Source organism: Sunxiuqinia sp. sy24, from assembly GCF_052677165.1.
Map to the genome: position 1 here is coordinate 162340 of NZ_JBQYLH010000006.1, position 13221 is coordinate 175560.

General features: G+C 41.8%; 7 protein-coding genes. All 7 read right to left on the reverse strand.

All coding sequences use genetic code 11. The annotated features are described in order from the left end of the window. Positions 1–23: 23 nt before the first annotated feature. Positions 24–1808, reverse strand: coding sequence for a right-handed parallel beta-helix repeat-containing protein (locus ACUNWA_RS07500; protein WP_445591275.1), 1785 nt, complete (start codon positions 1806–1808; stop codon positions 24–26). A gap of 21 nt (positions 1809–1829) precedes the next feature. Next, the gene (locus ACUNWA_RS07505; protein ID WP_445591276.1) at positions 1830–3992 is read right to left on the reverse strand and encodes a family 20 glycosylhydrolase; all 2163 of its coding nucleotides are present in this window, start codon (positions 3990–3992) and stop codon (positions 1830–1832) included. Between the two features lie 17 nt (positions 3993–4009). Beyond that, positions 4010–5809 (reverse strand): hypothetical protein, encoded by a 1800-nt coding sequence (locus ACUNWA_RS07510; protein ID WP_445591277.1) that lies wholly within the window; start codon positions 5807–5809, stop codon positions 4010–4012. A gap of 132 nt (positions 5810–5941) precedes the next feature. Then, positions 5942–7363 carry an alpha-L-fucosidase gene (locus ACUNWA_RS07515; protein WP_445591278.1) on the reverse strand — a complete coding sequence of 474 codons (1422 nt, stop codon included), beginning with the start codon at positions 7361–7363 and terminating at the stop codon, positions 5942–5944. A gap of 141 nt (positions 7364–7504) precedes the next feature. Further along, positions 7505–9865, reverse strand: coding sequence for a glycoside hydrolase family 3 N-terminal domain-containing protein (locus tag ACUNWA_RS07520; protein ID WP_445591279.1), 2361 nt, complete (start codon positions 9863–9865; stop codon positions 7505–7507). Between the two features lie 21 nt (positions 9866–9886). Continuing rightward, on the reverse strand, positions 9887–10915 hold the full coding sequence (locus ACUNWA_RS07525; RefSeq protein WP_445591280.1) for a hypothetical protein: 1029 nt from the start codon (positions 10913–10915) through the stop codon (positions 9887–9889). Positions 10916–10992: 77 nt separating this feature from the next. After that, positions 10993–13194 carry a glycoside hydrolase family 3 N-terminal domain-containing protein gene (locus tag ACUNWA_RS07530; protein ID WP_445591281.1) on the reverse strand — a complete coding sequence of 734 codons (2202 nt, stop codon included), beginning with the start codon at positions 13192–13194 and terminating at the stop codon, positions 10993–10995. Positions 13195–13221 lie beyond the last annotated feature (27 nt).

Here is a 13221-nt window from a genome sequence, read left to right on the forward strand (position 1 = left end):
AATATAAATTCACGCTGAGGCTTCTAGTGACGTGGATTATACCCTTTCTTCACTCCTGCATTTTCAACAACTCCTTTATTGTCTTCGGTAATTGGACCATTATTAGTAAACGGATTATTTCTGGAATGATTATGAGATCCACCAACTTTGGCATTGTGAACCACATTGTTTTTCACCTCAATAAACTGGGTGTAATTATCCAGATAAATAGCATCTACATGCCAGTTGCCCGCCCATTTACTGCGGTTTATATGGTGTAAATAATTCTCGGCAATAATGGTTCCTCGCTGGTTTCCTCCCAATGTGTAGATTCCACCGCCATCATCGTGCAACTGCATGCAATGGTGCACATGATTGTAACGAATCATGTTGCTATGACATCCGGTATCATTATATCCACCAGGCTGATCACCGATCTGCATTCCACTATACGGCATATCAAAAACCTCATTACACTCAATAACCAAACCACTAACATTATGCGCCAATATACCTCCTCCATTGGAATAACTTCTTCCACATCGGGAAATTTTATTGTTCCATATTGCTGTGCAACTGCTTAACTCATCGTCTTTAGCATTCATATTTCCATGTGCATCCAATTCGATGCCATTGGCACCGATATTCGTAATTACATTTCCCTCGATATCTGCGTCATCCACATTTTGGAAGAACTGAATACCATGAGCTCCCGTATTCCGGATAACACTATTACGAATAGCCAATTTATTAGCGTGCATAACTTTTATGGCCGCCTGCGGATACATTCGATTACCATAAGTTCTGTTATTGAACTGGGAATACGGTTGTACAAACTGAGTCGCCGATAATCCCACTTCAGATGGACTTAACCAGTTGGTGCACTCAAAAGTCAGCCCCCTGAATTCAAGATTATTCACCTGATTTGTTGGCTTGCCAACCACAGAAAACAAAACTTCCAAAACCGGTATTTCAATATTGGCTCGAATCATATCCATTCCTTTGGGAGCCTTGTAATAAAGCATTCCTTCATCCCTGTCGAGGTACCACTCGCCATCCGCATCAATCAGTTCCAATGCATTTTCAAAATGATAAGCCGCATTGTTGAAATAACCGGCTCCCTTATTAAAGCAGGAAAGCCGTTCAGAGGCAGCCGGTATGATCGCTACCTGATCGCCATCAATGACGTGGCTTTCATAGCGGGCATTGTGATGAATCCAATGGGGTTGAGCCACCAGTTCAAGGGCATGCAGGTTTGTCACCTCTTTCACAATATTCCAGTCCTCCAAAGGTATTTTGTATTGCTGCTGTTTTACATCGGCTCCTTTTAGTCTTAAATAAGGGCCAAATGTAGTATCCGATTCTTTATTAGGGTAGCGTGCACGAATGGCTCCATCACCATTCACATACAACTGTCGGAAATCGCGACTTCCCACATAAGCTTTATAGATATTCTGAGCTGTATCGTGGAAGGTCCAATCCGTTACTCGTTCTCCTCCTGAAATAATAGGAATTTCACCTTCATACGCCTGGAAAATAATTTTGCCATCTCCTGCCCCGGAATCTCTGGAATCAAACTCAACAGTATGTTTTAATGCATACTTTCCTCCCCTGACATATACGATCACGTCACCTTTCTTGTCAACGGCGCGCACGGCTTCTTGTGCCCGTTCAAAAGTAGCAAAGGGCTTTTTAATTGTCCCCGGATTTTCGTCACTCCCATCAGGAGCAATATAAAATGAAATACCGCGACCTTTAGGTCCGGCAAGTATATTTTGTGAACTGATAAACAGCAGACATAAAAACGATAGAATAAGTGTAAAACGCATAATATTATTCGATTTTGATATTTATTTAACAGGGGCAGCATAATCGTAGATTGCAGCTTCATGCAATATACCATGAAAGGAAGGAGTATATTCATCTCCTCCAAGATTTGTCAAGGGGCATACCATTTGCTTTTTGATTGAATCTACCAGCTTCCCGTCCACATAAAGCTCTGTTTTATTCTGATACCCGACAAATGTCAGTTTCACCTTTTGGTTTAGTGGCACTTGATAGTTAAATACCTCGATATTGGCCAACACATGACTTTCAGGAGTTGGAGCCTGCCCTGAATTGGCACGCACAATAGCTACACCCTTCTTGCGATCAATGGTAAGCTTTGTTTTTTCATCACGTACATCCCAGGTATAATCCAGAAAAAGAGTTCCAAGTTTGGACGATAATAACGCTTCATGTCCAGAAGGTCTTTTTTCCCATCGTTCGTTTACATCGGTAAAACGGGTGACCGTAAAAGTCGCTGTCCATGGATATTCAAGGTTCTCAGCTCCGAGATGAAGTGGGTAAAAAGTGTTGGCAATAAAATGAGAAGGCTCATTATATTGCCAAACATTTGGCTTTAGCGTGGCGGCTTGACGTTTCAAAAAATGGGTTCCCGGGACTTGTCCACACAACACATTTTCAGCACTGTGTGAATCGTGACTGACCAAAAGCATTTCGAAAGCATCAGCTCCGGGCAATACCCTTTTAGCACGTTGGGTAAATTTTTCATAATCAGAGGATCCTTTTGTCCCCCATAGTTTTTCAGCCATTACCAAAACGGTTGGCATAGTCAGACGGGCAATTTCGTTGGTTGTGTAACCAGTAGGTCCTTTATCGTTCCACACATGAAATTTACCTCCTAACAGGCCCTTATCTTTTGGGCTTAGAGTACCTTCGGGTTTCTTTGAAAACCTTAGCGGTGTCCATTCTTCATATAAGAATTTGTTGTTCACACCATAATAAGGTGCACCAGGTACAATATAGGTCCAAAGGTGAGTAGAGTTAATAAACTGGTAGCCTGCTTTTGATTTATTCAAAGCATCGGAAGTTTCCCACATGTCGATCACAATCGATTTATCGGGCTCGGTTGTGCCTGGCATATTTTCGTATCCCGACCAAATACGCACCGTTTTCCCTTTAGCTCGGATGTATTGATTAAAGTGATTGATGTATTGTCTGAATTTCTCACCAAGTATGGCTTTTTCCTGCTCATCTTTTATGAGGTTTAAACGATATTCATCGGTGCCAATGTGAAAATCTTCAGCATCAAAAAGAGGGACAATCTCATCAAAAACTTTTTCCACAAAACGGTAGGAATCCTCTTTCGTAATATCCAGATAATTGCCACCCAGTTGAGGATGTGCCAGATCCGGGCGAACCGTAGTAAAAGATCTCGAATGTCCGGGAGAATCTATTTCGGGGACAATGGAAATACCCCGAGCTTTTGCATAATCCTGGAGTTCCCTTATTTCTTGCTGTGTATAATACCCATCGGTTGATGTCAATCCCTTGATGGTTTTCATCTCAACCCTAAAAGCACCGTAAAAAGGATGACAATTATCATTTAAATGAAGGTGTATTTCATTGATTTTAAAATAACTTAATGCTGTTATCCAGTCTTTCAGTTCGGTAAAAGGAATGAATTTACGAGCCACATCCAACAAAATGGACCGCACCGGGTATTTCGGATAATCTTTAATCATACCTTTAGGTATTGCAGTTTGGTGCTGGACTACAAGTTGCAACAAAGTACGGGTTCCGTAGAACACTCCAGTTACCCCTGCTGCTTCAATTTCGATCCCGTCCTTTACATTCAAAGTATACCCCTCAGCCGAAAGACTGGCATCACCTGTGGTCAGGTAGATGTTGCCTTTCACTAATTTCCGGTTACCTTTCTCTATTGTTATTTTCCGGCCGGTTATCAATTGCCATTCACTACTTAATATATTGGCAATCGGAAGCAGTTCTTCTGAATAATTCTCATTTATGATAATTCTTGGAGAAACCAACTCCAATTGTCCTTTATAACTTTTCCAGTGTTGAACAGCTGGTATTGTTTTCGGTATATCACCTGCTTTTCCTGACAGGATACCGAATGATAAAATAAGTAAAAAAAATATTTTCTTCACTTTTACATTTTGAATATCTGATACAGATTTAATAACGCTAAATAATTTATATTTTCTCATAGAGTATGTTTAGACAATTAACGAAGTGCTCCTACTTTACCCGCGTATTTGTTAACAGCTTTATCCATCCCCTCATCACTGTGCAACTCCTTGTAATGATTATTAAAACTATATGGCAAGTAAAGCGAAGCACATTGTTCGTTATTTTTATTTAGTGACTCGAACTCTTCCCAAAGTTGTTCATATCGAAGACAAGCACTCTCTATGCGAACACGGTCATAGTTCCCCGTTTTGTCTCCTTCCAGTCCTTTCAGCATAACAATCCACGCCTGCTGAATAATTTCGTACTTGATACGTCCATAAGAGCAAGAAACCTGCAGATAATCTCTGAACTGTTCATTCCCTGAATTAACTTGACCGGCCAGCTTTTCAATCTCCTTCCAGATTTCAACAGCCTCAGCTTTCTCTTTCAAAATTGCTTCCACCATATCATTCTCTACGATATGATTAAACTCCTTGTTGGTTTTCCCCCAAGCCTCATCCGTGTGATCATTAAATTCAGGCGCTGTGAGTCCTCCCATATACTGATCACGAATCCACCAGGGATTAATAGGAGTCAGTTCACTGCTGCGCCCAAGAAATACTCCTCTGGTCGATAGTAATGCGATTTGCCTAAAAGCATCCGCATCTGCATCGGAAAGCCCCAACTCCTGTGTATAATGTTTGAATATAACCGGTTCAGTCAGGCTGGTATCCTGTGCCCATTGGCTCAACACGTAGGCATTCAGATCGCACCACAATTCATTGGCTATGTAAGGTCCTTTCCAACCTCCACCACGCGACCAGGTCCAAACCCCTTTGAAATTAGGACTTGATTTTAAATCGCTCAGGCTTTTCATTCCTTCCTGGTCCCTATTCTCTTCAAAGCCATTGATAATAGATTCTGCAACGTAATTCGGATGAGCTCCTTTTCCTTCATATTCTCGCTGACATTGTGCTTCGACTATTTGAGCATGCTTACCAATACCCAGCGTTGGGTTAAATGGAAAGGTGCGCAAGAAATCGCCCTTAGTATGTTTGATCGAAAAGACGAGATTCTCATGAGGCTCGACCTGATTGGTTATGGCCAAGTAAACTTCCGGCTCCGTATGAAACCAACCAAAATCCCATGTGCGGTAAAAAAGCTTCTTATTGCGCTTCACACAAATTTCATCACGTAAAATATTGAGAAGTATAACGTGATCTTCTATTCCTTCATCTCCCTGCCGAACCGGTTTCCCCCCCATGTGAAAAGGCGTATCGTGCAGGTAAGTTTCACCAAAACGAATCATCAATCCATCCAAGGTCGGAAAACGATCGAAGATACCTTCAACCTGAGCACGGATTAATTGCTCGACAATGGGATATTGCACATTGGGTTTGCGTACATTTTCCACATCGCCACCATACCCATGAAGGTTGGTTTCCTGCTGTCCCATGGCTTCACCATACTTTGTCCAAATAGATTTTGGAGCCACAAATATGTCGGTAAAAGCATAGACATCCAGCTCTGCGGAATCACATGCAGCCAGTTTTTTATCAATCATAGCTGCACGTTGCTCAATCCATCTACGCTCATCACTCCCAATCGGCACAATGTTTTCTTCAAAGGTATCATAGGTAATGGCACAATTAATATACCATTGAGGAACCATGCCATTATACCCTCTGCTTTTTAAAAAAGCAGGATTTGTATATGCCGAAACGGTTGGAGCTTCTCCGGGGTTATTATAAACCATATCTAACACATAAGGGAGTGTATCTTTATCTTCAGTTTGACTCTGACATCCCAATCCCCATAATACCAACATAATGTAAAAAACAGACCTTATCATCATAAGATATTCATTTTTATTCTAATTCAATTATCTCCTATTAAAACATAAAAATAGCCCCATCAGCTCGACAACAAACTTAATGGGGCGGGTATTTGGAATCAAGTACTATCTCTTCCGTTTATAATACTATTTTCACATTTCAACTGCTCCAATCACCTGAAATGTACTAATCAAAGGACAGGCTGATGCGCTGTTTATCGTCAGGCGTACAGCATCGGTTGCCGGAAATTCAATATCGGCTGCAGATGCCCTCCCCTCAAGGATAATTCGCTTATAACCAATTCTTCTACCAGAAAAAACCTCCATCCACTTACCATCAACACGGCACTGGATCGAATAGCCATCAACACGCTGCCCCAAATCGATAAATTCCTGGAGGATAAAACCTTCAACCTCCTGAACCTCTCCTAGGTCAATCTCTATTACCGCATCAGTAACATTGTTATCTGTTGCGAAATAAGTATCATAATTTCCATCTACTACTTGTTGAGGCGAATACGCCTTGTCCCCTCCTCTGAAATTTGGTGCACTTACTTTTACTTTTTCAGAACGGGCTAAGTCATTATTATGCAGCTTGTCAACCCAAGTTCTAAACTCAGAAACTCCATCAACCGTATTCTCATCAATTAATCCATTCCGATTCGGAGCTAGATTCAATAATGGCGTTACGCCATACCCAATCGAAGTCAGGTAGTAGTCTTGCATTTCTTTCAGTTTTACCACCGGAGTATTGTTATGAAACCAGTTTCCCTGCCAGATAATTGAAGGTTCAGCAGGATACCAACGCATTACCCCATCAACTTCAACCCGGTAATTCTGATCAGGGGCAATACCGCCGTGGGCACCGGGAAAAGCAATGCAACGGTCTGGGAGAAATTCAACCATTGTGCCCGAGTCATAGACAACAGCATTCGGTTGATTCTTCTTAATCATTTCAGCGATCTTCTTATAATCAAGCTCCAATCCATCGGCTTTATAGCCATCAAACCAGTATTCATCAATAGTACCGTACTGTGTACTCAGCTCGGTAAGTTGCGCGAGATAATAATCGCCATAATCGGAATATTTATCCGAACCTGAATTTTCAAAATGCTTATCAATTATCGATACATAAATACCAAAATAAATGCCTCCTTTGTGACAGGCTTCACTTAGTTCTTTGATAATGTCACCTTTCCCCTCTTTCCAAGGAGAAGACTTTACAGAATGCTCGGTTGTTTTGGTTTGCCAATTGCAAAAACCATCGTGATGTTTTGCAGTAATTACAATCCCTTTAAATCCACCCGCTTTTGCGGCTTCCACCCACTGCTCAGCATCAAAATCTGTAGGGTTGAATTTTCCGGGATCTTCAAGTCCATACCCCATGTGATCGTCGCTGGGATAAAAAGTCTTCATCCCAAAATGGGCAAACATGATATACTCAGCTTTGTGCCATCTTAACTGTGCGGCATTGGGTACCGGCAAAAAAGGTTCTGGTGGGGACACACTCTTTTGACAGGCTGTTAAGCTTAAAATACTTATCAGGATAATAATAGGTCTGATTAATTTAGTCATGGTTTTCTATTAATTAATTTACGTTCTATAATATGGGTATCTCAAAGGATTATGACAGGCTGTTTATTGAAAACCTGCATGAAACCTTTGAGACTCCTTCTTTTTTTCATTCTAATGAACCCGGAAACTTTTCGGATCTGGCTATTCTACAGCTGCAAACTCACCTTTCAGGCGGATATCATCCGAAGAACTACCAATTTGAATTTCAAAGTTGCCTGGCTCTACAACTTTCTCCATCTCCTGATTCCAAAGGCTCAACTCTTCAAAGTCAACGGAGAACTCGACCAGCTTCGATTCTCCAGGCTGTAACTCAATTTTGCTAAATCCTTTCAGTTGCTTCACAGGCGTGGTTACCGAGCTAATCATATCGCGCAAGTATAACTGCACCACCTCTTTTCCTGCTCTATCGCCGGTATTTTTAACCTTAACAGAAAGCTCTACAGGTTGGCCATCCTTCACCTCTTTGGTTTTAATAGTAAGATCAGAATATTCAAAATCAGTATAACTTAAGCCATGCCCAAAGCAAAACAGCGGGTCGGGTGATGAGAAAACATAATCGCGCCCGGGATCTTCCGGAGTCCCTCTACGACGGTAAAGCCCTCGTCCTGATGGTTTATAGTCATAAACTGTTGGAATATGACCAGCACTTCGAGGTACTGATACTGGCAATTTTCCCGAAGGATTTACCTTACCAAATAAAATATCTGCGACTGCATGTCCTCCCTGCTCTCCGGGATACCAGCCCTCTACGATGGCCGGAATGTGTTCTTTTTCCCATTCAATGGAATAGGGACGACCGTGAATCATAACCAAAACCACTGGCTTTCCTGTTGCTTGAATGGCTCTAATCAGCTCTTGCTGAACCCCTGGAGGATCCAGTGAAGCACGATCCATTCCTTCACCACATGTATTATGCTTATCCAATTTCTCATCGCCCCAGCCAACTCCAGAGTAAATTAAACTGGTACCACCAATGGCCAAAATCACCACATCACTATTCTTTGCTGCAGCAATCGCATCTGCAAATCCGCTCTTATCCAAATCAGTAATACCACAGCCTCTGGCATAATTAATTTCTACTTCATCCCCAACTAGATGTTGTATTCCCTGCAAAAGAGTCACCCCATAGTCATTACTTTTAGTAACTGTGTAATCACCAAATTGTACCTGATCAGCATTAGGGCCAATCACTGCGATGGATTTGATCTTATTCTTATCCAAGGGTAACAGCTGATCCTCATTCTTTAACAATACAACAGACTCTTCAGCCATTTTACGGGCATGAGCGATGTATTCTTGTGTATGAATTTGTTCCTCACGTTTTTTCGACACTTTAAACGACCGATCGAACATACCGGCTTTGAACTTTGCCAATAAAATGCGCCTTACAGCGGTATCTACAACCGATTCATCCATTTCTCCGCTTTCTACAAGCGTTTTTAATTCGCCATAAACTGACTGGGCAGGAGCTTCCAGGTCAACTCCTGCTGTAATGGCGCGGCGAGCAGTTTCTTTCTTATTATCACTTACCTTATGGAAATTCTGCATCATATTGATGGCCGTATAGTCAGAAAATACATACCCATCAAAACCCCACTCTTCTCTGAGAATATCGGTCAATAGCCATCGACTGCCATGAACTGGCACTCCATTCACCTCGTGATAACCGGGCATTATGCTGTAAATATTTGCTTTTTTTATAGCATCCTCAAATGGCTTGAAATGCAGGCTTCGCAATTCGTGCTCCCCCACCACGGCTGGTGCAATAAAAATACCGGATTGAGGAATTCCACAACCCACAAAATGCTTTGCGGTACACATCAACCTGTTTTCAGGGATCTCTGTTTTTGTCACTTCTGGATCCCCTTGCATACCAGTTACAAATGCCACCCCCATTTCAGATACCAAGTAGGCATCTTCACTATAACACTCTTCAATTCTACCATAACGCGCATCACGCCCTAAATCAAAAAGAGGAGAAAGAGCCTGATCAACACCGGCCAATGAGGCTTCCTTTGCAATAATCTCAGCCATACGGTTAATCAAATTTGGATTCCAGGTACTCCCCTGTCCGATTGCCTGTGGAAATATGGTGGCTCCCAAGGCCATCTGCCCATGCAAGCACTCTGCAATCTGAATGGCGGGAATCCCCAGCCGAGTATGCTCACGCAAGTACCGATCTGCAGCTTCTGAGAATTTAGCTATCTTCTCATGCTCCACAAAAGGACTCTCAAGGCAACCAAGACTCTGCCCATTAAACAGTTTCTCCAGCGATTCTGTGGTTACCTCACCTTTATCATCCATTTTAAGTGCATTCAGACTTTTCATGGATAACTGATCGATCTTTTCATCCAGCGTCATCCTTGAAATCAAATCTTCCACCCTTTCTTTGGCGGATAAATCAGCGTTCTGGTAAGGATACTTGTACTTCTTCGCTGATACCATAGCTACCTGCATCAATACCATTAATACCAAGACCAGTTCTTTACATCTCTTTTTCATTCCAATTTATTTTATTTTAGATTATTTCCCCTTTTCACACTTCACTCCTTTAGGGAACCAAGATTTTAAGAAAGCATTCATTGACCTCTTATAGACCGCTTCAGCCAGGAACTCATGCCCTTCCTGATCACCCCAGGAATAAGTAATTACAAGCTTTCCTTTATGTTCACAAAAATCAATATCCGAATTATTGACATCTCTGGATGATGCAATGTCTTCTTTTTCTTCATCAGTAAATCCATCACGAGCCATCAAACGATCTTCTTCTGATGCTGCCAAAACGGAATTGAATGGACTACTTTCCCAGTTAATCAGATCTTTTGAACGAAATACAAATTGCTCATATCCTTTAGGTTGACCGGCCTCAAGATGAAAGCTGTAATACCACCCGTCATGAAACCTCAGGCAATGAGGGGCAGCGTATCGATCACGTCCATAAGTGCATTCAGGAGCTGTCAATTTAAAAGTCTTCAAATCTTTGGAAAGTAAAAACCTTGGCGTAAAACTGACTCCAGCTTCTTTAGTACCGGAAATTTCAAACATTAATGCATATCCTTCATCTGTTTTACACAGGGAGGTGTTACAAATCTGATGCAATTCCTCAGGCGCGTCATAGATTTTTCTTTGCTCCCAATTCTTCAGGTCACTGGATACAAACATGTTTAAAACAGTACCATGCCATCCCAAATTTTCGTTGGTTCCAACCACATATACAGTATTATTTTCAACAAACGCACAGGGAAAACGATGATAATCCCCAAATGCAGAAATCTCCTCGCCCGTAACGTGATCTACGATATGCAAATAACTGATTCCTTTGGTGTTATTTCTATTTTTTGTTCTTACCCATTCCAACCGGTAGACCTTATCCTTATAAACAAAAGGAGTGGCCTCCACCACATGGCATGCAATGGTTCCTTTTTTAATTATTTCAGGCTTTTGCTGTTTTGATAACGTTCCGGCTTTGCTGATACCGGATGCTGTTGCTAATGAAATACAAAAAAAGTTGACAGAAAATATTACTACAAATAGTTTAAAAATGAATCTCATATGATACATATTTCTTACAGTTCAATAGTTACAAATTATTTTACGACAGCTCTTACATAGCAGCAAAAACTATATTGCTACTTCACTTTCAACATAGCTTTCTTCACATTGGCAGAGCTGTTTCCAATCATAATTTCAAAATCACCAGACTCAACTATCCATTGTCCATCCAACCAATACTCCAACTGTTCTTTTCCAATTTCAAAACTAACCTTTCTGCTTTCGCCCGGTGCCAAGGTAATGCGCTCAAAGCCTCGCAACTCCATAGCCGGCCTCACCCTCGACGATACCAGATCATTTATGTACAACTGAACTACCTCATCACCATTATGTTGACCAGCATTGGTTACATCAACAGATACACTGGTTTTTCCATTTCGAGAAATGATATTGGTATCAAGAACCGGTTCACTTATCTTAAAATCCGTATAACTTAATCCGAAGCCAAATGGGAAAAGTGGTTCCGGTGACGAGTTATGGATTCTTCTTGGGCGGCCGGTTTCCAGTTTATTATAGAATAAAGGCACCTGTCCCACATTCCGGGGGAAAGTAATGGGAAGTTTTCCACCTGGATTTACTTCTCCAAACAGCACCTCTGCAATGGCTGTTCCTGTTTCCTGCCCCAGATACCATCCTTCAATGATGACAGGCGCATTTTGAGCCGTCCATTCTACAGACAGAGGACGTCCGTTTAAAAGCACGACAACATAGGGTTTACCTGTTTTATGAATGGCCTGCACCAATTGGGTTTGAACCCCTGCAAGATTCAGATCATCTCGATCTTCATTTTCACGGCAGGTTTCCTCTGAACCGCCAATAGCCAATACCACCAAATCAGAATTTTGTGCGAGGGTTACTGCATCTGCCATTTTATCGGTATCATCAGATGCAATGTCACAACCCTTTGCATAGCTAAATTCAATGTCTTCGCCGTATTTGCTTTTTAATCCCTCCAGGATGGTCACAAAATACTTTGGCTTTTCAGGTGAATATCCTCCCAGGCGCATGGCATCGGCATTGGGACCAATGACTGCTATCTTTTTATATTTGCCTGTATTTAGCGGCAAAATATTATCCTCATTCTTTAAAAGCACAACGGATTTACGGGCTACTTCCAAAGCCAACTCATCATGCAAAGGACTATTGATGACTTCCCTGTAACCTTCACGGGGAATACCAAAATAACCGTTTTTGGTCACCAATTCAATTTCTTCGTCTTTAATGTTGTGATCACGCCTGTATTGCTCCCCTTCCAGTACATCGAACCGGGCATCTAGTTGTTCTTTGGAATCCATCAGTCCAAGGTCATATTTAGCTTTAAGCACGTAATAAACTGCATTGTCCACCAGCTTCTCATCGATCTGCTTCGACTTAACCGCCTTAACCAACAAATCGCCATACAAACGGTTATCGCCCCAAGGTTGTAAAATGGATAATTCCTGATGGATACCGGCCTCTAAAGCCATGCGAACAGCATCGGTATCTGTTTCTGCATATTTAAATGTGTTGAAAGACCTTTTAATATCCTGATTATCCGACACTATCAAACCATCCCAGCCATAATGTTTACGCAGGATCTCATTCAGCAGGTATTTACTGGCATGACAAGGGATACCGTTCAACAGGTGATGCGCTGGCATCATACTTCGCACATTGCCTTGTTCGATGGCCATTTTGAAAGGTGGCATATGAACATTGTGCAAATTGTAATCAGACACATCCATTGCTGCTCCGTTATCTCCTGCCATTGGCTCTCCATCCGCCACAAAGTGTTTGGCTGTAGCAATGATATGGTCTTTGTCGAGGTATTGCTGTCCGGTTCCCTGTAATCCATTTATGTATGCTGTTCCTATCTTACCAACCAAGTATGGATCCTCACCATAGCTCTCCTCTGTACGCCCCCAACGCACATCACGCACCACCGAAAGCATGGGGGTATAACATTGATGAATACCGAAAGCCCGGGATTCTTTTGCCACCACATGTCCCATTTTTTCAATCAACTCCGGATCCCATGAGCTCGCCATAGCAATTGCCTGTGGAAAAACAGTAGCTCCATCCATAACAATGCCATGCAAACATTCTCCGGCACTCAAATTGGGAATACCCAATCGCATGTTGGCATTCGGAAACTGTGTGGCCAATTGATGCACCTTCTCCTCAAGGGTCATTCGGGATAACAAATCTCTGATACGTTCCTCTACCCTTACTTTGGGATCCTGATAGGGATATTTAGATTTCTTTGCTGATAAAGTTATAAAGGATAATACAACTATCATTATCAACACTATTTTTTTATGTCTCAG